We start from the raw sequence: 24,377 nt of genomic DNA on the forward strand, positions 1-24,377 counted from the left end.
GTGCCCGAGCAGACCCGCCTGACCGAGCGCCTGCGCGCCGACCTCACCGCGGCGCTGCGCCGGCGCGACCGGCCGGCGGTGAGCACGCTGCGCTCGGTGCTCGCGACGATCGCGAACGCCGAGGCGGTCCCGGTCGAGGACGTCCGCGTGACCGGCGAGGGACCCGTCGCCGGTGCGGTGAGCGGGCTGGGTGCCGCCGAGGCGCCGCGCCGCGACCTGTCCGAGGACGACGTCCGCGCGCTCGTCGCGGGCGACCGCGACGAGCTGCTCGCCGCGGCCGCCGTCGTGCCGCCGGAGCGGGCCGACGAGCTGCGCGCGGCGGCGGACCTGCTGGCGGCCTATCTCTAGCGGCGTCCCAGCAGGTGCAGCAGCCGCCCCAGCTCCCGGTACGGCGAGGTGCGGGCCGCGACCTCCTCCAGGTCGAGCAGCTCCTCGTAGCGCGCGGGCAGCAGCGGCTCGTCGTCCAGGTGGTCGCTGAACACCCGCACGCCGAACCAGGCGGTGAGGTCGACGCCGGCGGCGTCGTAGGCCCGGCGGAGGTCGGCGAGCGTGTCGCCGCGCGTGGTGAGGCCGAGGTTGCCGAGGGTGCGGTCGCGGCGCTCGGTGAGCACGGCGTGGGCGGTGGTCCAGTCGCCGCGCAGGCCGGCCTGGACGGCGAGGGCGTCGCTGTTCTTGGTGAGCACGCTGAGCAACCCGCCCTCGGGCAGCAGCCGGGCCAGCGCGGTGATCGCGGCCCCGGAGTCGGGCAGGTACATCAGCACCCCGTGGCACGCGACGGCGTCCACCGGGCCGACGTCGGCAGGGCGCAGGTCCTCCAGGTGGGCGCGGTGGAGGGTGACCTGGCGCGCGACGTCGCGGGGCAGCGCGTCGAGCCGCGCGCGCAGCCGCTGCAGCATGGTCTCGGAGGGGTCGACCGCGATGACGCTGTGCCCGCGGGCCGCGAGCCGGGTGGTGACCTGGCCGTCGCCGCAGCCGACGTCGAGGACGAGGGAGCCGGGGGCGAGGTGCTCGTCGAGCTGGCGGCTGACCAGGTCGTGGCGGACCTGGCCGCGCAGGCTGCGGTTGTGCACGCCGTACGCCGTCGAGACCGTGCCGAAGTCGAGCATGCATCGAGTGTTCCCGCCGGAGCAGGGCCGGACAACGCGGCAGACGGCTCCGATTCGTGCGTTGCACAGAGATGAAGGAGGAACGGTCACAGTAGGGTCACGGCATGAGCACGGAATGGCGTACGGAGCGGGTCGAGAGGCTGCGGGACCTGATCAACCGGGCCGAGCCCGCGGTCGTCGAGGAGGCCAAGTGGAAGAAGGCCTCCAACCCCGACGGCGTACCCACCTTCTCCGCCGACGGGCTGGTCTGCACCGTGGAGACCTACAAGGACAAGGTGAAGGTGACCTTCGCCAAGGGCGCCTCGCTGGAGGACCCGACCGGGATCTTCAACGCCAGCCTGGACGCCGGCACCCGGCGCGCGGTCGACACCTTCGAGGGCGAGGAGCTCGACGAGGACGCCTTCGTGGCGCTGGTGCGCGAGGCCGTCGCCCTCAACCGCGCCTAGGTCGAGTGGGGGTTTCCCGCCGTCGAGTAGGGGTTCCCCGGCGTCGAGTGGGGGTTCGTCACCGGCGACCCGCGGGTCAGCGGGCCCGGCTGCCCCAGCCGCCCGTCCGCGCGGCGGCGGCCACCGCGACCGCGACCTCCGGCAGGTCGTCGCGGACCAGTCCGCAGGTGACCCGCACGTGCGCGGCGTCCGGCAGCACCTGGAAGGGCGAGCCGGCGGCGACGCCGATGCCCTGACCGGCGAGCCGGACCAGCGCGGCGGCCTCGTCGTGGACCGGCACCCACACGTTCAGGCCCTCCCCGCCGCCGACCTCGATGCCCTCGGCGGCGAGCGCCGTGACGAAGCCGGTACGACGAGCGGCGTACGTCTCCCGCGCCGCGTCGACCTCGGCCCGTGAGCCCGGGTCGGTGAGCAGGTGCAGCAGGATCCGCTGGAGCAGCCGGCTGCTCCAGCCCTGCCCCAGCTGGCGCACGTGCCGGACCTCGTCGAGCACCGCGACCGGCCCGCTCAGCGCCGCCAGCCGCAGGTCGGGGCCGTGCGACTTGGAGTAGCTGCGCAGGTGCACGGTCTGGTCGGGCAGGTGGGTGGCGAGGGTGGCCGGCTGCACGCCGCCGAGCGCGGAGGCGGAGTCGTCCTCGATCACGAGGACGTCGCGTCCACGCAGCAGGTCGGCGAGCTCGCGCGCCCGGGCGGCGGTCATCGACACGCCGGTCGGGTTCTGCGCGCGGGGCTGGAGCACGACGGCGAGGACCGGGATGGTGAGCGCGTCGGCAAGCGCGGAGGGCAGCAAGCCCGCCCCGTCGAGGGGTACGCCGACCACCTCCGCACCCAGCGCCTCCAGCAGGTCCAGCAGCGGCGGGAAGCCGGGGTGCTCGACGACCACCCGGTCGCCGTACTGGATCCGGGAGCGGAGCACCAGCTCCAGCCCGTCCATCGCGCCGTCGACCACGCTGAGCGCGGGCGGGTCGTAGGGCCAGGACGCCAGCAGTGCCTCCCGCAGCTCGGGCAGGACGGGGTCGTCGAGGTAGGAGTGCGGGGTGCCGGCGGTGGTCAGCGCCTGGAGCGGGCCGGTGAGGCTGGGCAGCAGCTCCTCGTCCGGTACGCCGGTCGCGAGGTCGAGCGGGAAGGCCGCCGGGTGCTCGAGCGCCTGCCGGTAGCGGCCGGCCCGGGGAGCCGAGGTGTCGGCGACGACCGTGCCGCGCCGGCCCGCGGTGCGGATCGTGCCGGCGCGGGTCAGCAGTCCCCAGGCGGCGCTGACGGTGGTGGGGGAGAGCGCGAGCTGGTGGGCCAGCTCGCGGATCGGCGGAAGCCGGTCGCCGGGACCGATCACCCCGTCGCGGACCGCCCGGCCGACCGCGCTGGCCAGGCCCTTGGCGGTGGGCTCGTCGAGGCGGTTCTCGAGAGCGGAGAGCAGGTCGCGCACGTTTGCAACATAGCAAAACGCTCTTTGCTGGGGCTGTAGGTGACACATAACCTCGGAGCCATGACCGAGCGCATCTCCCACTGGATCGAGGGCCGGGTCGTCGCCGGCACCTCCGGCCGCACCGCCCCCGTGCACAACCCCGCCACCGGCGTCGTCACCGGCGAGGTCGACCTGGCCTCCGCCGACGAGGTCGCCGCCGCCGTCGCGACCGCGGTCACCGCCGCCCGCACCTGGCGTGCGTCCTCGCTGTCGCAGCGTGCGGCCGTGCTCTTCGCCTTCCGCCAGCTGCTGCACGAGCGCTCCGAGGACCTGGCGCGGATCGTCACCGCCGAGCACGGCAAGGTGCACGCCGACGCCCTCGGCGAGATCGCCCGCGGCCTGGAGAACGTCGAGTTCGCGACCGGCGTCCCGCAGCTGCTCAAGGGCGGCTACTCCGAGCAGGCCGCCTCCGGCGTCGACGTCTACGACATCCGCCAGCCGCTCGGCGTGGTCGCCGGCATCACGCCCTTCAACTTCCCCGCGATGGTGCCGCTGTGGATGTGCGCCAACGCGATCGCGACCGGCAACGCGTTCGTCCTCAAGCCGAGCGAGAAGGACCCGTCGGCGGCGCTCTTCCTCGCCCGGCTCTGGCAGGAGGCCGGCCTGCCCGACGGCGTCTTCACCGTCGTCCACGGTGACAAGGAGGCGGTCGACACGCTGCTCACGCACCCCGACGTCGCGGCGGTGAGCTTCGTCGGGAGCACCCCGATCGCGCGCTACATCTACGAGACCGGCACCGCCCACGGCAAGCGGGTGCAGGCGCTCGGCGGCGCCAAGAACCACGCCCTCGTGCTGCCCGACGCCGACCTCGACGTCGCCGCGGACGCCATCGTCTCGGCCGCCTACGGCGCCGCGGGCGAGCGCTGCATGGCGCTGTCGGTCGCGGTCGCGGTCGGCGACATCGCCGACCCGCTGGTCGAGGCGATCGCCCTGCGCCTGCCCAAGCTCGTCGTCGGCGACGGCGCCGCGGAGGGCACCGACATGGGTCCGCTCATCACCCGCGAGCACCGCGACAAGGTCGCGTCGTACGTCGACGCGGGGGAGCAGCAGGGTGCGAGCGTCGTCGTGGACGGGCGCAGGGCCGACGTGCCGAGCGAGGGCTTCTTCCTCGGCACCACGCTGCTCGACCACGTGACCCCGGAGATGACCGTCTACCGCGACGAGATCTTCGGGCCGGTGCTCGGCGTGGTCCGTGTCGACAGCTACGACGAGGGCCTGGCGCTCATCAACGCCAACCAGTACGCCAACGGGACCGCGATCTTCACCCGCGACGGCGGCGCCGCGCGGCGCTTCCAGTTCGACGTCGAGGTCGGCATGGTCGGCATCAACGTGCCGATCCCGGTGCCGGTGGCCTACTACTCCTTCGGCGGCTGGAAGGACTCGCTCTTCGGCGACACCCACATGTACGGCCCGGAGGGCATCGACTTCTACACCCGCGGCAAGGTCGTCACCTCGCGCTGGCCCGACCCGGCCACGTCGAGCGTCGACCTCGGCTTCCCGCGGACCCGGTGACCGCCATGGACCACGACGCCGACACCATCCGCGCGCTCGACAAGGCCCACGTCTTCCACTCCTGGTCGGCCCAGGCGCAGATCGCGCCACTGCCGGTCGTGGGCGCCGAGGGCAGCTGGTTCTGGGACGCCGACGGCAACCGCTACCTCGACTTCTCCTCCCAGCTGGTCAACGTCAACATCGGCCACCAGCACCCGGCCGTCGTCGCCGCGATCCAGGAGCAGGCCGGCAAGCTGTCGACCCTCGCACCGGGCTTCGCCAACGACGTACGGGCCGAGGCTGCGCGGCTGATCGCCGAGGTCGCGCCCGAGGGCATGAACAAGGTCTTCTTCACCAACGGTGGCGCCGACGCCAACGAGAACGCCGTGCGGATGGCCCGCCTGCACACCGGCCGGCACAAGGTGCTCGCGGCCTACCGCAGCTACCACGGCGCCACCGCCGGCGCGATCGCGCTGACCGGCGACCCGCGGCGCTGGGCCTCCGAGCCGGGGATGCCCGGCGTGGTGCGCTACTGGGGGCCCTACCTCTACCGCTCCGCCTTCCACGCCACCACCGAGGCCGAGGAGTGCGAGCGGGCGCTCGCCCACCTGCGCGACCTGGTGATGGTCGAGGGCGCGGCCACCATCGCCGCCATCGTGCTGGAGACGGTGGTCGGCACCAACGGCATCCTGGTGCCGCCGGACGGCTACCTCGCGGGGGTCCGGGAGATCTGCGACGAGCACGGCATCGTGCTCGTCGCCGACGAGGTGATGGCCGGCTTCGCCCGGTGCGGCGAGTGGTTCGCGGTGGACCGGTGGGGCGTCGTACCGGACCTGATCACCTTCGCCAAGGGCGTCAACTCCGGCTACGTCCCGCTCGGCGGCGTGCTCATCTCCGACGCCATCGCCGCGACCTTCGACGACCGGCCCTTCCCTGGCGGGCTGACCTACTCCGGGCACCCGCTCGCCTGCGCCTCCGCCGTCGGCGCGATCACCGCCATGCGCGAGGAGAAGGTCGTCGAGAACGCGCGCCGCCTCGGCGACGACGTGCTCGGCCCGGCCCTGCGCGCGCTCGCCGAGAAGCACCCGAGCGTCGGCGAGGTCCGTGGCCTGGGCGCCTTCTGGGCGCTCGAGCTCGTCAAGGACCGTACGACGCGCGAGCCGCTCGTCCCCTACAACGCCTCCGGCGCCGACGCGGCCCCGATGGCGGCCTTCGCGGCGACCTGCAAGGCCGAGGGTGTGTGGCCGTTCGTGCACTTCAACCGCACGCACGTCGTACCGCCCTGCACGATCAGCGACGAGGACGCCCTCGCCGGGATCGCCGTGCTGGACGCGGCGCTCGACGTGGCGGACGGCTACTGCACCACCTGACCCACGGCCCGAGTGGGGGTTTCCGCCCCGTCGAGTGGGGACTTCCCGCCCGTCGAGTGGGGACTTCCCGCCCGTCGAGTGGGGACTTCCCGCCCGTCGAGTGGGGGCGAAGCTCATCCGTGTGCGCAAGTGCCGACTCAGAAGGCCGGAACCCCCACTCGGAAGGCCGGAAACCCCCACTCGGCGGGAGGAAACCCCCACTCGGCGAGGGGTCAGGAGTCGAAGCCCATCCCCATCCGGTCCAGCGAGCGCAGCCACAGGTTGCGCCGGCCGGTCCGGTCGGCGCGCGCGGAGGCCCAGCGGGTGAGCTGGATGCCGGTCCACGCGAACGGCTCGGGCGGGAAGGGGAGCGGCCGCTCGCGCACCATCCGCAGCCGGGTCCGCTCGGTCTCCTCGCCGGCGAGGAGGTCGAGCGCGACGTCGGCGGCGAAGCGGGAGGCTCCGACACCGAGCCCGGTGAAGCCGGTGGCGTAGGCGACCCGGCCGCCCCGCGCGGTGCCGAAGAACGCGCAGAAGCGCGAGCAGGTGTCGATCACGCCGCCCCAGCGGTGGCTGAAGGCGACGTCGGCGAGCTGCGGGAAGGTCTCGTAGAAGTGCTCGGCCAGCACCCGGTGGGTCGCGGCGCGCTGCTCGTGCGCGGGCGAGATGGAGCGGCCGAAGTGGTAGACGGCGTCGTACCCGCCCCACAGGATGCGGTCGTCCGCGGTCAGCCGGTAGTAGTGGAAGAGGTTGCCGGAGTCCGCGACCCCGCACCGCGCCGCCCACCCGATCGACGCCAGCTGCTCGGCGGTGAGCGGCTCGGTGGCGAGCACGTGGTCATAGACCGGTACGACGCGCCGCCGCATCGTCCGCAGCAGCGAGGTGAACACGTTGGTGGCCAGCACGGCCTGGCGGGCGCGGACGACGCCGTGGGTGGTGTGCAGCTCGACGCCCCGGTCGTCGCGGCGGACCGCGCGCACCCCGGTGCCCTCGCCGATCCGGACGCCCAGGCCCTCCGCGGCGGCAGCCAGGCCCCAGGCGAGCCGGGCCGGGTCGAGCATCGCGCAGCCCTCGGCGTCCAGCCGGCCGGCGAGGTAGGTGGGGGAGTCGACGAGCGCGCGCACGGCCGAGGCGTCCAGGAAGCCCGGGGTGCCGGGCTCCAGCAGGTCCACCTCGTGCGGCCGGGTCGCGACGGAGAGCTGGCCGGTGCGGCGGAGGTCGCAGTCGATCCCGTAGCGCTCCACCGTGGCCGCGATCGCGTCGAGGTTGGCCAGGCCGAGGCGCTCCAGCTCGTCGTACTCGTCGGGCCAGCGGTCGCGGCCGTTGGCCTCGCCGTGGGTGAGGCTGGCCTCGCAGAACCCGCCGTTGCGACCGGTCGCGTGCTCGGCGACGCGGTCGCGCTCCAGCAGGACCACGGTGCGCTCGGGTTCGCGCTCCTTGGCCAGCAGCGCGGTCCACAGTCCGGTGAAGCCGCCGCCGACGACGACCAGGTCGGCCGTCGCGTCGCCGATCGGCGGGCGCGGCTCGGGACGGTCGGGGGTGTCCAGCCACAGCACCTCCGGTGCGGCGGCGTCGGCGCGCTCGTGAGCCAGGTCGACGGGAAGGCTCACTGCTCGCGCTGACCCCACGGGGCGCCGTACGCCGTCAGCAGGTCGAGGAAGGGCACCGCGTCGAAGGCCTCGGGGCCGAGCACGCCCGCGCCCTGCCAGACCCCGGTGGCGAGCAGCTCGAGCGCGACGACCGGGTTGACCGCGGTCTGCCAGACCACGCACTGGTGGCCGTACTCGCGCATCGACCAGGCGTTGTCGACCACGTGGTAGAGGTACGTCGAGCGCGGCGCGCCGTCCTTGCCGGTGCCGGTGACCCACAGCCCGGCGCAGGTCTTGCCGGTCATCCGCGGGCCGATCGTCGCCGGGTCGGGGAGCACCGCGGCGACGACGTCGCGCGGGGAGACCTCGACCCCCTTCACCCGCACGGGGTCGGTGCGGTCGAGGCCGAGCGTGTTCAGCACCTTGAGGATGGTGATGAGCTCCTCGCCCAGGCCGTACTTGAAGGTCGCCCGCCGGCAGTCCACCCAGCGTGGCATCAGGAGCACCTCCTCGTGCTCGACGTTGACGCACTCGACCGGCCCGATGCCCTCGGGGAAGTCGAAGACCTCCGGCTCGCTGAACGGGGGAGTGGTGAACCAGCCGCGCTCCTTCTCCCACACCACCGGCGGGTTGAGGCACTCCTCGATGGTGGTCCACATCGAGAACGACGGCGCGAAGACCTCGTTGCCGTCGTCGTCGGTCACGACCAGGTTGGCGCCGTCGCGGGTGCCGAGCTCGTCGATCTCGCTGAACAGGTGGTCGGCGGCGTAGCGCGCGAACACGTCGGACAGGCCGGGCTCCACGCCGATGCCGACGAGCGCCAGCCGGCCGGCGGCCTCCCAGTCGCCGGCGACGGCGAACTGGTCGTCGCCGAGCTTGACCCCGGTCTCGGCGTACGGCGCGGTGGGGTGGGGCGTCGAGAGCGACATCGCCATGTCGAGGTAGTCCGCCCCGGCGGCGTAGGCGCCCTCGAAGACGCTCATGTTGAAGACCGGGTCGACGGCGTTCATCACGTGCGTGACGGCGTGCTCGTGGCACAGCGCGGTGACGGACTCCGCGGAGGAGGCGTCGATCCGCGCGGCGACGTACCGCGCGTCGGTCGCGGCGGCGGCCTCGGCCTTGGCGAGGTCGTAGTCGGCGACCACGATCCGCTCGAAGAAGTCGCGGCGTGCGGCGATCGCGGCGAAGGCGCCACCCACGCCGCCGGCGCCGACCAGCAGGATGCGCATGCTCACTCCCCGCTGTAGGACATCACGTGCTTGATGCGCGTGTAGTCCTCCAGGCCGTGCATCGACAGGTCCTTGCCGTAGCCCGATCGCTTGAAGCCGCCGTGCGGCATCTCGGAGACGAACGGGATGTGGGTGTTGATCCACACCACGCCGAAGTCGAGGCGCTTCGACATCCGCAGCGCCCGGCCGTGGTCCTTGGTCCACACGCTGGAGGACAGGCCGTAGTCCACGCCGTTGGCGAAGCGCAGCGCCTCCGCCTCGTCGGAGAAGCGCTGCACGGTGATCACGGGGCCGAAGATCTCCTGCTGCACCGCCTCGTCGTCCTGGCGCAGCCCGGAGACGACGGTGGGCTCGAAGTAGTAGCCGCCCTCGCCGCCGGCGACGGTGGGGCGGCCGCCGCCGGCCTCGATCCGGGCGTGGTCGGGGAGCCGCTCGACCATCCCCGACACCCGGGCCAGCTGGTCAGGGTTGTTGAGGGCGCCGTAGAGGATGTCGGGGTCGTCGGGCAACCCCGTGCGGGTGCCGCGCGCCTGCTCGGCGAGGGCGGCGACCAGGTCGTCGTGGATGCCCTCGGCCGCGAGCACGCGGGTCGCGGCGGTGCAGTCCTGGCCGGCGTTGAAGTAGCCCGCGGTCGCGATCGCCTCGGCGGCCGCGGCGACGTCGGCGTCGTCGAAGACCACGACCGGCGCCTTGCCGCCGAGCTCCAGGTGCACCCGCTTGAGGCCCGCCGCGGCCGAGGTCGCGACCTCGGTGCCGGCCCGCACCGAGCCGGTGATGGCGACCAGCTGCGGGGTCGGGTGCTCGACCAGGGCGCGGCCGGTGTCACGGTCGCCGCACACGACGTTGAGCACGCCCGGCGGCAGGAACTCGGCGGCCAGCTCGGCCAGCAGCACGGTGGTGGCCGGCGTGGTGTCGCTCGGCTTGAGCACGATCGTGTTGCCGGCGGCCAGGGCGGGCGCGACCTTCCAGATCGCCATCATCAGCGGGTAGTTCCACGGCGTCACCTGCGCCACCACGCCGATCGGCTCGCGGCGCACCCACGAGGTGTGGTCCTTGAGGTACTCACCCGCGCTGCTGCCCTCCAGCACCCGCGCGGCGCCGGCGAAGAAGCGCAGCTCGTCCACGCTCGGCGGCAGCTCCTCCTCGGCGGTCAGCCCGACCGGCTTGCCGGTGTTCTCGCACTCGGCGCGCACGAACTCCTCGGCCCGGTCCTCCAGTGCCTGCGCGATCCTCAGCAGCGCTTCCTGCCGCTCCTTCGGCGTGGTCTCGCCCCACGTCTCGAAAGCCCGCTCCGCGGCCTGCATCGCCCGGTCGACGTCCTCGGCCCCGCTGGCCGGCGCCGTGGCGTAGGCCCGCCCGGTGGCGGGGTCCACGACGTCGTACGTCGCTCCGGAGGCGGCATCGGCCGAGGCGCCGTCGATGAAGTTGCGCAGCGTGGTCATGCCCGGGAGCGTAGCCAGCATCCCCGTGCCACGGAAGGCTCTGCGCAACGAAATCCGTAGCGATTTCGCGTAACCGCCACGAAATCACTTGAACAAAGTCCGTCGGGGCGCGAGGATGAGCACGTGTACGACGAGAACTCGAACGCCGCGCTCCAGCAGTCCGCACGTGACCACCTGTGGATGCACTTCACCCGGATGTCGTCCTACGACGCCGCCGACGTGCCCGTCATCGTGCGCGGTGAGGGCGCCTACGTCTGGGACGCGCAGGGCCGCAAGTACCTCGACGCCCTCGGCGGGCTCTTCGTCAGCCAGCTCGGCCACGGCCGCACCGACCTCGCCGAGGCCGCCGCGAAGCAGGCCGCCGAGCTCGCGTTCTTCCCGCTGTGGTCCTACGCGCACCCGACCGCGATCGAGCTCGCGGAGAAGATCGCGGGCCACGCGCCCGGCGACCTGAACCGGGTCTTCTTCACCTCCGGCGGCGGCGAGGCCGTCGAGTCGGCGTGGAAGCTGGCGAAGAACTACTTCAAGATCACCGGCAAGCCGATGAAGCACAAGGTGATCAGCCGGGCCATCGCCTACCACGGCACCACCCACGGCGCGCTCTCGATCACCGGCCTGCCCGGGCTCAAGCAGCAGTTCGAGCCGCTGGTGCCCTCGACCTTCCGGGTGCCGAACACCAACATCTACCGGGCCCCGGTCCACGGTGACGATCCCGAGGCGTTCGGCCGCTGGGCCGCCGACCAGATCGCGGTCGCCATCGAGAACGAGGGCCCCGACACGGTCGCCGCCGTCTTCCTCGAGCCCGTCCAGAATGCCGGCGGCTGCTTCCCGCCGCCGCCCGGCTACTTCCAGCGGGTCCGCGAGATCTGCGACGAGTACGACGTGCTGCTGGTCTCCGACGAGGTCATCTGCGCCTACGGCCGGCTCGGGCACATGTTCGGTGCCGAGCGCTACGGCTACCAGCCCGACATCATCACCTCCGCCAAGGGCATCACCTCCGGCTACGCCCCGCTCGGCGCGATGATCGCCAGCGACCGGCTCTACGAGCCCTTCGCGCACGGCACCGAGACCTTCCTGCACGGCTACACCTTCGGTGGCCACCCGGTCTCCACCGCGGTCGCGCTGAAGAACTTCGAGATCTTCGAGAACGAGAAGATCAACGAGGGCGTGCTGGAGCGCGAGGGCGCCTTCCGCGGCACCCTGGAGAAGCTGCTCGACCTGCCGATCGTCGGCGACGTCCGCGGCGACGGCTTCTTCTACGGCATCGAGCTCGTCAAGGACAAGACCACCAAGGAGACCTTCGACGAGGCCGAGTCCGAGCGCCTGCTGCGCGGCTTCCTCTCCAAGGCGCTCTACGACGCCGGGCTCTACTGCCGCGCCGACGACCGCGGCGACCCGGTCGTCCAGCTCTCGCCGCCGCTGATCTGCGACCAGTCGCACTTCGACGAGATCGAGCAGAAGCTGCGCGCGGTGCTCACCGAGGCCGCAGGCCTCCTCTAGACGGGGAACACGGCGAGAGCCGGCCGGGTCCAGGCGGACCGGGCCGGCTCTCGTCGTACCTCCTCCCACCGTTCAGCTGGGGGATCCCACCGTTCAGGTGTGAGTCGACACCCGCGGCTCGCGGGTGGGAACTCCCAACTCGACGGGTGGGGTCAGGCGGTCTTCCTCCGCGTCGCCAGCATGTTGCCGACCACGATCAGCAGGGACACCAGGAACATGATCGTGCCGATCACGTTGACCTGCATCGGTACGCCGCGCTGGCTCACGCCCCACACGTACATCGGGAAGGTGACCGTCTGCCCGGCGTTCAGGTTGGTGATGATGAAGTCGTCGAAGGACAGCGAGAAGCTGAGCAGCGCCGCGGCGGCGATGCCGGGGAAGACCAGCGGGAAGGTGATCCGCCAGAAGGTGGTCGACTCGCTGGCGTAGAGGTCCATCGCGGCCTGCTCGAGGTTGGCGTCGAGGCCGGCGAGCCGGGCCTTCACCGTCACGATGACGAAGGACAGGCAGAACATCACGTGCGCGATGAGGATCGTGACCAGGCCGAGCTTGCCGCCGAAGCCGCCGGCGACGAAGAGGGCGAGCAGCGAGGAGCCCATCACGATCTCGGGGGAGGCCATCGGCAGGAAGATGATGGTGTTCATCGCCGCGCGGCCGTGGAAGTCGTGCCGGACCAGCGCGAAGGAGGCGAGCGTGCCGATGATCGTGGCCACCAGGGTCGCGGCCAGGCCGATGCCGATGCTGCGCAGCACGGCCTCGCACATCCCGTCGGGACCGCACATGTTCGACCAGTTGTCCAAGGTGAAGCCCTGGAAGGCGTAGACGTTCCGCGAGCCGCTGTTGTCGTTGAAGCTCATCAGCATGACGACCGCGATCGGCACGAACATGTAGACGAGCACCAGCACGCCGAGACCGAGGACGACGTGGTCGGCGACCCACCGGCCGCTGCGCTGCAGGACGTTCCCCTGGTGGCTCACAGCAGCTCCTCCGTGCCCGCCTTGCGGATGTAGACCACGACCATCGCCACGATGATCGCCATCAGGGTCACCGAGAGGGCGCCCGCGGCGGCGTAGTCGCCGGTGTCGGTGAACAGGTCCTGGATGACGTTGCCGACCATCCGCTGGTTGGTGCTGCCGAGCAGCTGGGCGTTGATGTAGTCGCCGGCCGCCGGGATGAAGGTGAGCAGGGTGCCGGCCACCACGCCGGGCATCGACAGCGGCAGGGTGACCTTGAGGAAGCCCCGCGCCGGGGAGGCGTAGAGGTCGCTGGCCGCCTCGACCAGGCGCCCGTCGATCTTCTCCAGGCTGGCGTAGAGCGGCAGCACCATGAACGGCAGGAAGTTGTAGACCAGGCCGGCGATCACGGCCACCGGCGTCGCGAGCAGCCGGCCGTCCTCGCCCATCAGGTGCAGGGTCTGCAGGGTGTCCACGATGAAGCCGTCGTCGGCGAGGATCAGCTTCCACGACAGCGTGCGGACCAGGAAGCTGGTGAAGAAGGGCGCGATCACCAGCACCAGCAGCAGGGTGCGCCACCGCCCGGCCTTGAAGGCGATCGCGTAGGCGAGGACGTAGCCCAGCACCGCGCAGATCATGGTCGCGACGCCGGCGTACCACAGCGAGCGCCACAGCTCGTCCCAGTGCTCCGCGAAGGCGTCCCAGAAGTTCGCGACGTGGTACGTCACGTCGTACCCGGTCAGCACGGAGCCCTCGGGGTCGTAGAGGCTGGTCGCGAGCAGGGAGTAGAACGGAATGACGAAGAAGACGCCGAGCCACAGCGCGGCCGGCAGCATCAGCCAGTAGCCGGTGTACTTCCCCCGGCGCATCAGACCTCCTCCAGCACGCCCGCGTTGACGTCCTGGTCGGCCGGGAGCAGGAAGGCGAACTCGGGGCGCCAGGACACGTCGACCTTGGTGCCGTGGGCGAGGATCCCGCGCCGGCCGGTGTTCTGCTCGAAGGACATCATCTCCTGGCCCCACGGCATCCGGACCAGGTACTGCGTGCTCACGCCCACGAAGCTCACGTCGGTGATCACGCCGCCGGGCAGGTGGTTGCCGGGCGCGTCGATGGGCTCGCCCTCGGGCGCCACCAGCACCTTCTCCGGGCGGATGCCGATCCAGCCGCTGCCCGCGCGCACGTGCGCCCGGTCGGCGGGGATGGAGACCTGGGTGCCGTGCATGTCCACCCGTACGACGTCAGGCTCCGCGCTCGTCACCGTGCCCGGGATCAGGTTGGACTGACCGAGGAAGTTGGCGACGAAGGTGGTGCGCGGGTTCTCGTAGAGCTCGGTGGGGGAGCCCATCTGCTCGATGACGCCGCCGTTCATCACCGCGATCGTGTCGGCCATCGTCATCGCCTCCTCCTGGTCGTGCGTGACGTGCACGAAGGTGAGGCCGACCTCGGTCTGGATCCGCTTGATCTCGATCTGCATCGCCCGGCGCAGCTTGAGGTCGAGCGCGCCCAGCGGCTCGTCGAGCAGCAGCACCTCGGGGCGGTTGATCAGGGCGCGTGCCAGCGCGACCCGCTGCTGCTGGCCGCCGGACATCTGGGGCGGCTTCTTCCTCGCCTGCGCCTCCAGCTCGACCAGCTCGAGCATCTCGCGGACCTGCCGGTCGACGTCCTTGGCCTTGCGCCGGCGCAGGCCGAAGGCGACGTTCTCGTGGATGTCGAGGTGGGGGAAGAGCGCGTAGTTCTGGAAGACGGTGTTCACCGGGCGCCGGTAGGGCTTCTCCCAGGTGATGTCGTCCTCGCCCAGGTGGATCGAGCCGGACGTCGGTGTCTCCAGGCCGGCGACCATCCGCAGCGTGGTCGTCTTGCCGCAGCCCGACGGGCCGAGCAGCGCGAAGAAGGTGCCCGCCGGGACCTCCAGGTCGAGCGAGCGGACGGCGGTGAAGGTCGCGAACTCCTTCGTCAGCGCCGTGATCCGCAGGTTGCGGGCAGGGTGGTCAGCCGCCAGTGACATCGGCGAAATCTCCTTCGTAGGCGCGGACCTGGAATTCCTCGAGGGCCCTGAACGAGTGGGTGGTGGCCAGCGACTCGGCGGTCGGGAAGATCAGCTCGTTGTCGACGAGCTCGGGGTCGACCTTCTCCATGGCTTCCTGGGCGCCCTTGACCGGGCAGATGTACCAGACGTACGCCGCGAGCTTCGCCGCCACCTCGGGCTCGTAGTAGTAGTCGATCCACTTCTCCGCGTTGCCCTGGTGGGTCGCCAGGTTGGGCACGAGCATGTTGTCGGCCCAGATCATCTGGCCCTCCTCGGGCGCGACGAAGACCAGGTTCGGGTCCTCGGCCGCGGCGACGTCGCCGGACCACGCCTCGCAGGCGAGCACGTTGCCGGCGGCGAGGTCCTGGATGTACTCGTTGCCGGTGAACGCCCGGATCTGGCCGTCCTTGCGGGCCTTGGTCACCCGGTCGACCGCGTCCTGCCAGTCTCCGTCGGTGAAGTCCGCCGGGTCCTTGCCCTGCGAGAGCAGGGTCAGCCCCATCGTGTCGCGCATCTCGCTGAGCAGGGTGACCCGGCCCTTGAGGTCCTTGCGGGAGAGCAGCTCCTCGAAGGAGCGCACCTCCTTGACCTTCTTCTTGTTGTAGGCGATCCCGGTCAGGCCGCTCTGCCAGGGCGCGGAGTAGGTCCGGTCCGGGTCCCAGCCGACGTTGGCCAGCGAGTCGATCAGGTTGGCGTGCAGGTTGGGCACCTTCGCCTTGTCCAGCGGCTGGATCCAGCCGACCTGGATCATCCTCGCGGCCATCCAGTCGGTCAGCATGAACAGGTCGCGCTTGGACGTCTCGCAGGAGCCGAGCTGATTGACGACCTTGGCGAAGAACTCCAGGTTGTCGTTCACGTCGGCGGTGTAGTCCACCTCGATGCCCGTACGCCGCCGGAACTCGGTCAGCGTCGAGACGTAGCCGTCGTCGTCCTCGTCCATGTAGCCCGGCCAGTTGGACACGACGAGCCGCTTCTCGGAGCCCGACAGGTCGCGCGTCGTGCAGAGCGCCGGATCCTGCTTGCGGTCCGGCGTGCGGAACAACGGCAGCGCGGCCAGGCTCACGGCCCCCAGCGCGGCTCCGGCACCGCCGCGCAACGCGGCCCGCCGGCTGATGCCCGGTCCCACCAAGCTCCCACCTCCTGCATCGGGTCTGCGCATCGTGGCATGAGGTGGGTCACATGACAAGGGATTCCGTCGACAGTTGACGTGATCGCAACGGAATCCGAACATGCACGTTGCGTGAGGGCAGGGGAACCTGTGAGGATCCCGGGGTGACCAAGCCCAAGCCCGCTCCGCTGGACGACGTCTCCAAGGCGATCATCGCCGAGCTGCAGGAGGACGGCCGGCGCTCGTACGCCGCGATCGGCAAGGCGGTCGGCCTCTCCGAGGCCGCCGTGCGCCAGCGCGTGCAGCGCCTCGTCGACGGCGGTGTGATGCAGGTCGTCGCCGTCACCGACCCGGTCGAGATGGGCTTCGCCCGCCAGGCCATGATCGGCATCAAGGCCACCGGTGAGCTGGAGCCGATCGCCGACGCGCTCGCCGCGCTCGACGAGGTCGACTACGTCGTGATCACGGCCGGCTCCTTCGACGTGCTCGCCGAGGTCGTGTGCGAGAGCGACGACCACCTGCTGGAGATCATCTCCCGCGGGATCCGCAGCATCCCGGGCGTGATCTCGACCGAGACCCTGGTCTACCTGCGGCTGCGCAAGCAGACCTACTCCTGGGGCGTGCGCTGAGGCTCAGACCGCCCTGCCCCGCAGGTCGGTACGACGCACGCCGTCCCCGCCCGGGACGGTGAGCCAGGCCCCGTCGTCACCGGCGAGGGGCCGGCCCGCGACCACGGTGCAGGCCCGGGCCGGGTCGCCGCACAAGCGGCCGAGCAGGTCGCCGTCGACACCGGCGAGGTCGAAGGGCGCCCGGAAGGACGCGCCCGGGCCGGCGTGCCGCAGCCGTGCGCCGTCCCACTCCCAGCGCTGCGGCCCGTCCGGACCGGGCACGACCAGGACGGCCGAGGCGGGGAACAGGACCGCCTCCAGCACCCGCGTGGACCCCGTCTCCGCGCGCAGCGCCGCGACCAGCCGGTCGGTGCCGGCGGTGGTGAACCGCTGCACGTCGGAGCGGGTCTCGGAGTCGACCTCGGTGACCGTGCGCGAGGTCGTGCTGGGAGGGTCGGGGTCGCGGGTCGCCAGCGACCAGGTCGCGCCACCGGCGAGCAGCAGCACGACGGCACCTCCGAGGAGGGCGCCGGTGCGGCGCCGGGCCGGGGCGGGCTCGTCGTACAGGGCCCAGCTGGGCTCCTCCGGCGACGGCGGGTCCGGGCGGCCGGGCATGGCGACAGCATAGGGTCGCGGCATGTACTACGTCGGCGTCGACCTGGCCTGGGGCGAGCGTCAGCCCACGGGGGTGGCGGTGCTCGACGCCGACGGCCGCCTGGTGGCGGTTGGCGCCGCCCGGGGTGACGACGAGATCGTCGGCCTCCTGGCGTCGTACGTCGAGGGGGACTGCCTGGTCGCGCTGGACGCCCCGCTGATCGTCCGCAACCCCACCGGCAACCGGCCGGCGGAGGCCGCGCTCAACAAGGACTTCGCGCGCTTCGACGCCGGCGCGCACCCCTCCAACACCGGCAAGCCGGAGTTCCGCGACCAGCCGCGCGCGGCCCGGGTCGCGGCCCGGCTGGGACTCGACGTCAACCCGCGCTCGGGGCGCGCCCGGCGCGCGATCGAGGTCTACCCGCACCCCGCGACGGTCGCGCTGTTCCGGCTCGGCCGGACGCTGAAGTACAAGAACAAGCCCGGCCGCGACCTGGAGCGGCTGCGGGCCGAGCTGCTCGCGCTGGTCCACCTCGTCGAGGGGATGGCCGACGCGGACCCGGCCCTGCACGTCGACGGCCCTCCGTGGCGTGCCCTGCGCAGCGCGGTCGAGGGCGCCACCCGCAAGAGCGAGCTGCGCGTCGTGGAGGACCAGGTCGACGCCGTCGTCTGCGCCTACATCGGCCTCTTCGCCGACCGCCGGCCCCAGGACACCACGACGTACGGCGACCTGGAGACGGGCTACATCGTCACGCCCACGCTGCCGGCCGACCTCGCGCCGACCCCGCGGGGCAGCGCACCCGCGGGCCTCGACCTGGGTGCGGCCGTGCGGGAGTACGCCGAGGGCTGGCCCGCGCTGCGCACCGCCACCGACCAGTACGTCGACCTGGTCACCCGCGTGCTCGACGAGGCCGGCATCAACTACCTCACCGTCACCGGCCGCGCGAAGTCGGTCAACTCCTTCGCCGCCAAGGCCGCGCGCACCGTCGCCGGGCTGCCGGTGTTCACCGACCCGCTGCGCGAGATCACCGACCAGGTGGGCGTGCGGGTGATCACCTACGTGCACGCCGACGTCCAGGCGGTCGCCGACCTGCTCGCCGACGAGGCGACCGTCATCGACGACCGCGACATGGGCCAGGAGACCGCGAGCGAGGGACGCTTCGGCTACTCCAGCCGCCACCTGCTCATCGACGTCGAGGGGATGGACCGGATCGCCCAGATCCAGATCCGCACCGTGCTGCAGCACGCGTGGGCCGAGTTCGAGCACGACATCCGCTACAAGGGCACCATCCCCGACGAGCACGTCCCCGACTTCGACCGCCGCTTCACGCTGGCGGCCGGGCTGCTGGAGCTCGCCGACCGGGAGTTCTCCACGATCCGGCAGCGGATCCAGCAGGGCGCCACGGCGGCGGGGGCCACGGTCGCCGACGACGACCCGCGGATCCCGCCGCGCGAGCTCGCCGCGTTCCTCGCCGGGCAGTACGCCGACGCGCCGCCCTCGCGCACCGACCACTACGAGTGGATCGCCGCCCTGGTGCTGGAGCTCGGGATCACCTCGCTCGCGGCGCTGGGCGACGTGCTCCGTGGGGTCGACGCCGACCTGCTGGCGGAGCGGATGGACTACCGCTACCCGCCGGGCGCCGTACGACGGCTGGACGACGCGCTGCTGTGGACCTACGGCGAGACCTACGTCGACCTGAGGGCCAACGCCGACCGGGTGGGCGCGCTGCGCTCCCGGCTGGCGAAGATGCGCCAGGGGTGACCGAGCGCTCAGGGGTGAGCGCCGTCACGGCGCATCAGCGCTGATCGCGCCTACGATCGCGCCATGCAGGCAACCGCCACGTCCACGCTCCCACTTCCGATCGACCAGGCCTGGGCGGCGCTCGCCGACCACGAGGCGATGGCCTCCTGGGGCCCGGGCATGAAGGTCACGATCACCCGCGAGGGCACCGCCGAGCGCAACGGCGTGGGCGCGGTGCGCTCGATCAAGGCCCCCGGCCCGGCGCCGGCCATCGTCGAGGAGGTCACCCGCTTCGACGCCGACCGGGCGCTCGGCTACAAGGCGCTCAGCGGTGTGCCGTTCCGCAACTACAGCGGTGAGGTGCTGCTCGCGCCGGCCGGCGACGGCACCCGGGTCACCTGGACGCTCACCGCCGACCAGCGCGTGCCGCTCGTCGAGCAGGCCGCGCTCAAGGCCGTCGTGACGACCCTGCTCACGCTCTTCGTGCGCGCGGCCAAGAAGGCCTGACCTAGCCCTCGCCCCGCTCGCGGGTCCTCCGCGCCAGCTCCGCCAGCGCGGCCGGGAAGATCGACGCCGGCGGCGTCACCAGCCCGGCACCGACCTGGCCCACGCCGGCGACCTTGCCGGCCATGCCGGTGTTGATCTGCGGCAGGATCCCGGTCCGGCACACCGAGGTGACGTCGATGCCGGTCGCGGCACCGGCGAAGTCGAGCACCGGGATCGGCCAGCGGTCGTTCTCGCCGATGGTGATCTCCCGCATCCGGCGGCTCGTGGCGAGTGCGTCGGGCACGGTGCCGCCGACGAAGCGCACGATCGCGGGCGCGGCGGCCATCGCGAAGCCGCCGATGCCGGCGGTCTCGGTGATCGCCGAGTCGCCGATGTCGGGGTTGGCGTCGTCGGGGCCGTAGCTGCCGAGGAAGAGCCCGTCGGCCAGCTGGGCCGGTCCGGTGAACCACTGGTCGCCGGTTCCGGAGACCTGGATCCCGAAGTCCGTGCCGTTGCGGGCCATCGCGACGACCATGGTCGACCCCGGTACGTCGCGCGCCGCGTCGAGCGCCAGCTTGCAGGCGGGCATGGCGATGTTGAGGAAGAAGTGGTCGTTGCCGCCCATGAACGCGAACGCCTCGGCGACCTCGTCCGCACTGCGCGAGGAGCGCACCAGCGAGGGCGCCAGGTCGCGCAGCAGCATCAGCGTGCCGGCGCGGTTGCGGTTGTGCGCCTCGTCGCCCATCTGGAGCATCTGGCCGAGGATCGCGGTCGCGTCGACCGGTCCGGCGGCGGTGACCGCCTCGCCCAGCAGCGGGCCGAGCACGTCGCGCATCCAGCGCAGCCGCTCCAGCACCTCGGGCCCGTAGGCGCCGTAGCGCAGCACCTTGCCGAGGCCCTCGTTCAGGGAGCAGTAGGTGCGCTTGCCGGTCGCCGGGTCCTCCAGCACGAACATCCACATCGACGGCGAGACCACGCCCGCCATCGGGCCGACCGCGCTGCGGTGGTGGCACGGCTCGAGGGAGACCTCGCCGCCGTCGGCGAAGAGCTGCTCGGCGTCCTCCGGGTCCTCGACGAGGCCCTCGAAGGCGGCGGCGCCCATCAGCGCGCCGCGCATCGGCCCCGAGGCACGGGCCCACTCGATGGGCGGGCCGGCGTGCAGGAACTGGCCCTTCTCCAGCCCGAGGAGCTCGGAGGCCGGCGCGACGCCGACGAGCGTCGCCTGGACGTCGAGCATCCGGGAGACCGCGAGCGCGTTGGCGTCGCGGCGCAGCGGGTCGGCGGCGACCGTCGCGAGGTCGTCGGTGGTGCCGTCCATCGGCGGCTGCCAGGCGACCCGCTCGACCGGGACGGCCTGCGCGGCGATGGCGTCGGCGAACATGTCGGCTCCGGCGGTGGCGACACCGGCGGGGGACTGGCTGGGGTTCATCGGGCGGCTCCGGTGGCGAGGGCGACCGCCCGGCGGGCGGCGGCGGCGTTGGACAGGTGGACCTCGGCTCCGGCGGCGGCCAGCGCCTCGGCCTGACGGGTCAGGTCCTGCTGGTCGGTGGACGTGCCGACGCACGCCACGACGACGGGCACGTCGCGCACGGCCTTCGCCGCGGCGATCGCCGGCGCCAGGCCGGCGGCCGGGTCGGCCTCGGCGCCGTGGCCGAGCACCACGTCGAGCAGGACCACCGCGGTGTCGGCGTCGGCGGCGACCTTGGCGAGGTGCTCCAGGCGCAGGGTCGGGTCGATCATCGGGTGCGCCCGGCCGCGGGTGAGCCCGTCGTCGCCGAAGTCGATCATCAGGTGGCCCGGGCTGAGCAGGCTGCTGTCGAGCGCCAGGTCCTCGGAGAGGGGGATGTTGCTGCGGATCCCGCCCAGGTCGGCGGCGGCCAGCAGCATCGCCTCGTCGCACAGGGTGCCACCCACGAAGAGCCCGCGCAGCGCGCCACCGTCGGCGGGCTCCGCCGCGGTGCCCCAGGTCGGCCACTCCGGCACGTCGACGCCGAGGTCGCCGAGGAGTGCCTCCACCTGGGTGGTGAGGTCGGGCTGGCCCTCGCCGAGCAGGGCGAACCGCACGGGCGTGGCCAGGCCCTCGGCGTACTGCTCCACGGCGGCGGCGACCTCCGGTGCCGGTGGCTTGGAGACCACGACGACGTGCTCGACCGTGGGGTCGGCGTCGAGGCGCTCCAGCGCGGTCATGGTGGAGATCCCGCCGATCGCGCTGGACAGGTCGCGCCCGCCGACGCCGAGGGCCGCGGCGACCCCGACGCCCGCGGCGTCGAGCAGCGCGAGCACCTGCTGGCAGCCGGTGCCGGACGCGGCGACGATGCCGACCTTGCCGGGGGAGACCGTGTTGGCGAAGCCGAGGCCGACGCCGCCGACGACGGCGGTGCCACAGTCGGGGCCCATCACGAGCAGGCCGCGGTCGCGGGCGATCCGCTTGAGGGCGAGCTCCTGCTCGACCGGCACGTTGTCGCTGAAGATCATCACGTCGACCCCGGCGTCGAGGGCGTCCATCGCCTCGACCAGCGCGGACGCGCCCGGGACGGAGACGAGCGCCAGACCACCACCGGTACGACGCAGGGCGGACGCCGTCGTCCGCGCCGGTGCGGCGACCTCGCCGCCACCCGAGGAGCCCCCGCGGACCGCGGCCAGCGCGGCGTCGACCGCCGCGAGCGCGGCCGGCAGGGCGTCGGCGTCGTCGAGGCGCAGCGCGACCACCATGTCGTTGGCCGAGGCGGCGGGCAGGGTGAAGCCCATGCCCTGCAGCACCTCCACGTTGAGCTCGGTGGCCATCGCCACCTGGGCGGCGGCGACACCGGGTGTCGCGGCGACGTCACGGCTCACCTGGAGCAGTGCGACGCTGTCGGCGTAGGCGCCGGAGCGGATCTCGACGTGCTGATGCGTCATCGAGGACTCCTTTCATGGGGTCGGGGGACGGAGGGCAGTGCGAGGGTGGCGCCGAGGAGCATCCCGGCGCCGGAGGTGTGGCCGACGGCGACGAGGCGCTCGACGGCCGCGGTGGGGTCGGTGGCCGCCGCGAGGGCGAGCAGCAGGTCCCGGAAGGGCGGGATCGCGGCACCCTCGGCGGCGTGCGCCAGCAGGCTCGCGGAGAGGTCGGTGGTGCGGTGCGCGGCAGCGGACGCCGCGGCAGCGACCGTCGCGGTCCCACGACCGGCGGCACGGCCGGCGACCAGCCAGCCGGCCAGCACGTCGTCACCGACCGGGGTCAACCCGTCGCCGCGGCCCACCAGCGCGGCGACCGCGGCCGGGTCGCCGGTGGCGAGGGCGTCGAGCGCGGCGGCGGGCAGCTGGCGTCGTACGACGGCCAGGTCGGGAAGCGCCGCGGCGAGCCGGGCGGCCGCGGCGAGCCGGGCGGCCGCGGCGAGCGGGTCCGGCAGCGGCGGCACGCCGGTGGCGACGAGGCGGTCCACGCCGACGCGGAGCGGGCCGACCTCGAGCGTGCCGTCGTCGATCCGGGCGGGGGCGCCGACCGCGACGGCGGGCAGCCGGAGCAGCGTGGTGCTGATCGCGGCGGGCACGTGCACCGCGCTGCGGGCGAGCACACCGACGACGCCGCCGGGGAAGCGGGCATAGACCGCGTGCGCCCCGGCGTGGACGACCGTCCCGGTCGCCGAGGGCCCCTCGAGGAGCGCGCGCAGGGCCGGGCTCCCGGCACCTGCCACCCGAGCCGCGGGCAGGGCGGCGGAGGTCGTCGGAGGCGGCACTCCTGGGACGCTAGCGCTGGGCTATCGTGGATCGAATGGTGAGCATTGCCAACGTCAGCCCCGAAGACGGGCAACAGTTGATAGCCGCGATGCCCGCTCTCATCGCGGACGATGGCTTCATGCACGTCGACGACCTTGCCGAGTCCCTCGCCCAGCTGGTGCTCGCGGGCGCCGACCTGGACGAGCTCGTCGGCACCATCGGCGAGGTGCTGCGCGCGCAGGTCGCGGTGACCACGACCGACGGGCGTGAGCGAGCCGCGCGGCTCGACGACGCCACCCGCGAGCGGATCGCGGAGGCGAAGCTCACCGACGAGACCGGCCGGCTGCGGGTGGAGTGGCTCGACGAGCTGGGGGACGAGAACCCGCCGCTGGGCGACGTACGCATCCACCGGCTCGCGGTCGCCACCCCGACCCAGGCGCTGGGCCACCTGGTGGCGGTCGTCGAGCGCGACCTGGAGCCGGTCGAGCAGCTGGCGCTGCAGCGCGCCGCGACGGCGGTCGCGCTGTCGATCACCCGCGAGCAGGCGGTGTCCGCGGTCGAGAACAAGTACCGCGGCGACTTCCTGCGCGACATCTTCCTGCGCCGCGCGGGCTCGGAGGAGTTCGTCCGCGAGCACGTCGTCGGCTTCGGCTGGGAGCTGAGCGGGCCGATGGTCGTGGTCGTCGCGCAGCTCGACCCCGCGCCCGGGCACGTGACCGTCGAGGACCAGCGCCAGTGGCAGCAGCGCTTCGCCAACGCCTGGCGCCAGGTCGCCGGTGCCGCCGACCGCAGCATCCCGGTGGCGGACTTCGGCTCCGAGGTGGTCGCGGTCCTGCCGGCGGAGAAGCCGGAGGACGCCGCCGCGCTGGTCCGCCGGCTGGTCCGTGCCGTCGCCGGTGACAAGGGCGGTGGCCGCCGGCCCTTCTCCTCGGGGGTGGGCCGGGTCGCCGACGGCGCCGGGGGCCTGCCGGAGAGCTACGGCCAGGCCCGGCGCGCGGTCGAGGTCGGCCGCCGCGTCGGCGGGGGCGGCGGTACGACGTGGTTCGACACCCTCGGCCTGCACCGGCTGATCGCGATGGTGCCGGACAGCGAGGAGCTGCGGGCCTTCGCCCACGACGTGCTCGGCGAGCTCGCCGACGCGACCGAGGAGGCGGCCACCCTGCGCGAGACCCTGCAGGTGCTCCTCAACACGAACTTCAACGTGGCCGAGGCCGCGCGCACGCAGTTCTTCCACTACAACACGATGCGCTACCGGGTCGCGAAGCTCGAGCGGCTGCTCGGCCCGGTCGCCTCCGACCAGAACCTCCGGCTCGACGTCGCCGTCGCGCTGAAGGTGCTCGAGGTCGTCCGCCGTTGACGGCGCGCTAGCAGCGTCGCCGGCGCGTCGCGATGTCCGCCGGGCTACACCTGCGTTTCGCCGACGGCCCGATCGGCCGTGCAAGCACCCCAGGGGGCAAGTTCCCACATCTCACCGGGTCACTTTCGGGCGAATCTGGCCAATGAGGTGTGACCTGGGCCTCAATAGGTTGGGTCCTCTCGGGAGCCCCTGAT

General features: G+C 72.8%; 22 protein-coding genes. 9 read left to right on the plus strand and 13 right to left on the minus strand.

Annotated elements, in window-relative coordinates; translation table 11 throughout:
- A complete protein-coding gene (locus tag MRBLML1_RS11800) occupies positions 1–348 on the plus strand; it encodes a hypothetical protein (protein ID WP_364515987.1) in 348 nt (115 codons plus the stop codon).
- Here MRBLML1_RS11800 and MRBLML1_RS11805 read toward each other — a convergent pair.
- A complete protein-coding gene (locus tag MRBLML1_RS11805; protein ID WP_364515989.1) occupies positions 345–1,106 on the minus strand; it encodes a methyltransferase domain-containing protein in 762 nt (253 codons plus the stop codon). The genes MRBLML1_RS11800 and MRBLML1_RS11805 overlap by 4 nt on opposite strands.
- Before the next feature lie 104 nt (positions 1,107–1,210).
- Between MRBLML1_RS11805 and MRBLML1_RS11810 the strand changes: the two genes are divergently transcribed.
- Positions 1,211–1,552 (plus strand): DUF1801 domain-containing protein, encoded by a 342-nt coding sequence (locus tag MRBLML1_RS11810; protein WP_364515991.1) that lies wholly within the window; start codon positions 1,211–1,213, stop codon positions 1,550–1,552.
- A gap of 76 nt (positions 1,553–1,628) precedes the next feature.
- Here MRBLML1_RS11810 and MRBLML1_RS11815 read toward each other — a convergent pair whose 3' ends face one another.
- The gene (locus MRBLML1_RS11815; protein WP_364515993.1) at positions 1,629–2,975 is read right to left on the minus strand and encodes a PLP-dependent aminotransferase family protein; all 1,347 of its coding nucleotides are present in this window, start codon (positions 2,973–2,975) and stop codon (positions 1,629–1,631) included.
- Positions 2,976–3,035: 60 nt separating this feature from the next.
- On the opposite strand from MRBLML1_RS11815, the gene MRBLML1_RS11820 reads away from it, so the two are divergent.
- Both MRBLML1_RS11820 and MRBLML1_RS11825 read left to right on the plus strand, forming a co-directional pair.
- The gene (locus MRBLML1_RS11820) at positions 3,036–4,526 is read left to right on the plus strand and encodes a CoA-acylating methylmalonate-semialdehyde dehydrogenase (protein WP_364515996.1); all 1,491 of its coding nucleotides are present in this window, start codon (positions 3,036–3,038) and stop codon (positions 4,524–4,526) included.
- Between the two features lie 5 nt (positions 4,527–4,531).
- Positions 4,532–5,875: an aspartate aminotransferase family protein gene (locus MRBLML1_RS11825; protein ID WP_364515999.1), complete on the plus strand. Its 1,344-nt coding sequence runs from the start codon at positions 4,532–4,534 to the stop codon at positions 5,873–5,875.
- A gap of 212 nt (positions 5,876–6,087) precedes the next feature.
- On the opposite strand, the gene MRBLML1_RS11830 is transcribed toward MRBLML1_RS11825, so the two are convergent.
- From MRBLML1_RS11830 to MRBLML1_RS11840, 3 genes are read right to left on the minus strand one after another with little or no spacing between them, the layout of a single operon-like run.
- Positions 6,088–7,464 (minus strand): NAD(P)/FAD-dependent oxidoreductase, encoded by a 1,377-nt coding sequence (locus MRBLML1_RS11830; protein ID WP_364516001.1) that lies wholly within the window; start codon positions 7,462–7,464, stop codon positions 6,088–6,090.
- Positions 7,461–8,672 carry a saccharopine dehydrogenase family protein gene (locus MRBLML1_RS11835; protein WP_364516003.1) on the minus strand — a complete coding sequence of 404 codons (1,212 nt, stop codon included), beginning with the start codon at positions 8,670–8,672 and terminating at the stop codon, positions 7,461–7,463. The genes MRBLML1_RS11830 and MRBLML1_RS11835 overlap by 4 nt, the downstream gene beginning before the upstream one ends.
- A 2-nt stretch (positions 8,673–8,674) precedes the next feature.
- Positions 8,675–10,114 carry a gamma-aminobutyraldehyde dehydrogenase gene (locus tag MRBLML1_RS11840; RefSeq protein ID WP_364516005.1) on the minus strand — a complete coding sequence of 480 codons (1,440 nt, stop codon included), beginning with the start codon at positions 10,112–10,114 and terminating at the stop codon, positions 8,675–8,677.
- 123 nt (positions 10,115–10,237) lie between these two features.
- On the opposite strand from MRBLML1_RS11840, the gene MRBLML1_RS11845 reads away from it, so the two are divergent.
- Positions 10,238–11,614: an aspartate aminotransferase family protein gene (locus MRBLML1_RS11845; RefSeq protein ID WP_364516007.1), complete on the plus strand. Its 1,377-nt coding sequence runs from the start codon at positions 10,238–10,240 to the stop codon at positions 11,612–11,614.
- Between the two features lie 152 nt (positions 11,615–11,766).
- Here MRBLML1_RS11845 and MRBLML1_RS11850 read toward each other — a convergent pair whose 3' ends face one another.
- Genes MRBLML1_RS11850 through MRBLML1_RS11865 form a run of 4 tightly spaced genes read right to left on the minus strand, consistent with a single transcriptional unit; the run spans position 11,767 to position 15,719 of the window.
- Positions 11,767–12,591 carry an ABC transporter permease gene (locus MRBLML1_RS11850; RefSeq protein WP_364516009.1) on the minus strand — a complete coding sequence of 275 codons (825 nt, stop codon included), beginning with the start codon at positions 12,589–12,591 and terminating at the stop codon, positions 11,767–11,769.
- Complete coding sequence (locus tag MRBLML1_RS11855; RefSeq protein WP_364516012.1) at positions 12,588–13,436, minus strand: ABC transporter permease; 849 nt, start codon at positions 13,434–13,436, stop codon at positions 12,588–12,590. Before MRBLML1_RS11855 ends, MRBLML1_RS11850 begins: the two co-directional genes overlap by 4 nt.
- On the minus strand, positions 13,436–14,572 hold the full coding sequence (locus MRBLML1_RS11860) for an ABC transporter ATP-binding protein (protein ID WP_364516014.1): 1,137 nt from the start codon (positions 14,570–14,572) through the stop codon (positions 13,436–13,438). The genes MRBLML1_RS11855 and MRBLML1_RS11860 overlap by 1 nt, the downstream gene beginning before the upstream one ends.
- On the minus strand, positions 14,556–15,719 hold the full coding sequence (locus MRBLML1_RS11865; protein ID WP_364516016.1) for a polyamine ABC transporter substrate-binding protein: 1,164 nt from the start codon (positions 15,717–15,719) through the stop codon (positions 14,556–14,558). The genes MRBLML1_RS11860 and MRBLML1_RS11865 overlap by 17 nt, the downstream gene beginning before the upstream one ends.
- A gap of 170 nt (positions 15,720–15,889) precedes the next feature.
- Between MRBLML1_RS11865 and MRBLML1_RS11870 the strand changes: the two genes are divergently transcribed.
- Entirely contained in the window at positions 15,890–16,330 is a 441-nt protein-coding gene (locus tag MRBLML1_RS11870; protein ID WP_414691251.1) for an Lrp/AsnC family transcriptional regulator, read from the plus strand.
- A gap of 3 nt (positions 16,331–16,333) precedes the next feature.
- On the opposite strand, the gene MRBLML1_RS11875 is transcribed toward MRBLML1_RS11870, so the two are convergent.
- Positions 16,334–16,924 carry a hypothetical protein gene (locus tag MRBLML1_RS11875; protein WP_364516020.1) on the minus strand — a complete coding sequence of 197 codons (591 nt, stop codon included), beginning with the start codon at positions 16,922–16,924 and terminating at the stop codon, positions 16,334–16,336.
- A 22-nt stretch (positions 16,925–16,946) separates the two neighbouring features.
- Between MRBLML1_RS11875 and MRBLML1_RS11880 the strand changes: the two genes are divergently transcribed.
- Positions 16,947–18,665 (plus strand): DUF429 domain-containing protein, encoded by a 1,719-nt coding sequence (locus MRBLML1_RS11880; RefSeq protein WP_364516022.1) that lies wholly within the window; start codon positions 16,947–16,949, stop codon positions 18,663–18,665.
- 63 nt (positions 18,666–18,728) lie between these two features.
- Positions 18,729–19,151, plus strand: coding sequence for an SRPBCC family protein (locus tag MRBLML1_RS11885; protein WP_364516024.1), 423 nt, complete (start codon positions 18,729–18,731; stop codon positions 19,149–19,151).
- A gap of 1 nt (position 19,152) precedes the next feature.
- Here MRBLML1_RS11885 and MRBLML1_RS11890 read toward each other — a convergent pair whose 3' ends face one another.
- The 3 genes from MRBLML1_RS11890 to MRBLML1_RS11900 are packed head-to-tail and all read right to left on the minus strand — an operon-like array spanning position 19,153 to position 22,846.
- The gene (locus tag MRBLML1_RS11890; RefSeq protein WP_364516026.1) at positions 19,153–20,559 is read right to left on the minus strand and encodes a DUF1116 domain-containing protein; all 1,407 of its coding nucleotides are present in this window, start codon (positions 20,557–20,559) and stop codon (positions 19,153–19,155) included.
- The gene (locus tag MRBLML1_RS11895) at positions 20,556–22,028 is read right to left on the minus strand and encodes an FdrA family protein (protein WP_364516028.1); all 1,473 of its coding nucleotides are present in this window, start codon (positions 22,026–22,028) and stop codon (positions 20,556–20,558) included. Before MRBLML1_RS11895 ends, MRBLML1_RS11890 begins: the two co-directional genes overlap by 4 nt.
- Positions 22,025–22,846, minus strand: coding sequence for a DUF2877 domain-containing protein (locus tag MRBLML1_RS11900; protein ID WP_364516030.1), 822 nt, complete (start codon positions 22,844–22,846; stop codon positions 22,025–22,027). Before MRBLML1_RS11900 ends, MRBLML1_RS11895 begins: the two co-directional genes overlap by 4 nt.
- A 119-nt stretch (positions 22,847–22,965) precedes the next feature.
- Here MRBLML1_RS11900 and MRBLML1_RS11905 point away from each other — a divergent pair, with 119 nt between their 5' ends.
- Entirely contained in the window at positions 22,966–24,183 is a 1,218-nt protein-coding gene (locus MRBLML1_RS11905; RefSeq protein ID WP_364516032.1) for a PucR family transcriptional regulator, read from the plus strand.
- Positions 24,184–24,377 lie beyond the last annotated feature (194 nt).

Origin of the sequence: Nocardioides sp. LML1-1-1.1 (genome assembly GCF_040676175.1) — a bacterium.
Taxonomy (GTDB): Bacteria; Actinomycetota; Actinomycetes; order Propionibacteriales; family Nocardioidaceae; genus Nocardioides.

Bases quoted from the DNA above. Each gene is read 5' to 3' on its own strand.
- MRBLML1_RS11860 (WP_364516014.1), bottom strand. From the start codon at position 14,572: ATGTCACTGGCGGCTGACCACCCTGCCCGCAACCTGCGGATCACGGCG.
- MRBLML1_RS11840 (WP_364516005.1), bottom strand. From the start codon at position 10,114: ATGACCACGCTGCGCAACTTCATCGACGGCGCCTCGGCCGATGCCGCC.
- MRBLML1_RS11890 (WP_364516026.1), bottom strand. From the start codon at position 20,559: ATGAACCCCAGCCAGTCCCCCGCCGGTGTCGCCACCGCCGGAGCCGAC.
- MRBLML1_RS11810 (WP_364515991.1), top strand. From the start codon at position 1,211: ATGAGCACGGAATGGCGTACGGAGCGGGTCGAGAGGCTGCGGGACCTG.
- MRBLML1_RS11875 (WP_364516020.1), bottom strand. From the start codon at position 16,924: ATGCCCGGCCGCCCGGACCCGCCGTCGCCGGAGGAGCCCAGCTGGGCC.
- MRBLML1_RS11835 (WP_364516003.1), bottom strand. From the start codon at position 8,672: ATGCGCATCCTGCTGGTCGGCGCCGGCGGCGTGGGTGGCGCCTTCGCC.
- MRBLML1_RS11825 (WP_364515999.1), top strand. From the start codon at position 4,532: ATGGACCACGACGCCGACACCATCCGCGCGCTCGACAAGGCCCACGTC.
- MRBLML1_RS11820 (WP_364515996.1), top strand. From the start codon at position 3,036: ATGACCGAGCGCATCTCCCACTGGATCGAGGGCCGGGTCGTCGCCGGC.
- MRBLML1_RS11855 (WP_364516012.1), bottom strand. From the start codon at position 13,436: ATGCGCCGGGGGAAGTACACCGGCTACTGGCTGATGCTGCCGGCCGCG.
- MRBLML1_RS11805 (WP_364515989.1), bottom strand. From the start codon at position 1,106: ATGCTCGACTTCGGCACGGTCTCGACGGCGTACGGCGTGCACAACCGC.
- MRBLML1_RS11895 (WP_364516028.1), bottom strand. From the start codon at position 22,028: ATGACGCATCAGCACGTCGAGATCCGCTCCGGCGCCTACGCCGACAGC.
- MRBLML1_RS11880 (WP_364516022.1), top strand. From the start codon at position 16,947: ATGTACTACGTCGGCGTCGACCTGGCCTGGGGCGAGCGTCAGCCCACG.
- MRBLML1_RS11885 (WP_364516024.1), top strand. From the start codon at position 18,729: ATGCAGGCAACCGCCACGTCCACGCTCCCACTTCCGATCGACCAGGCC.
- MRBLML1_RS11905 (WP_364516032.1), top strand. From the start codon at position 22,966: ATGCACGTCGACGACCTTGCCGAGTCCCTCGCCCAGCTGGTGCTCGCG.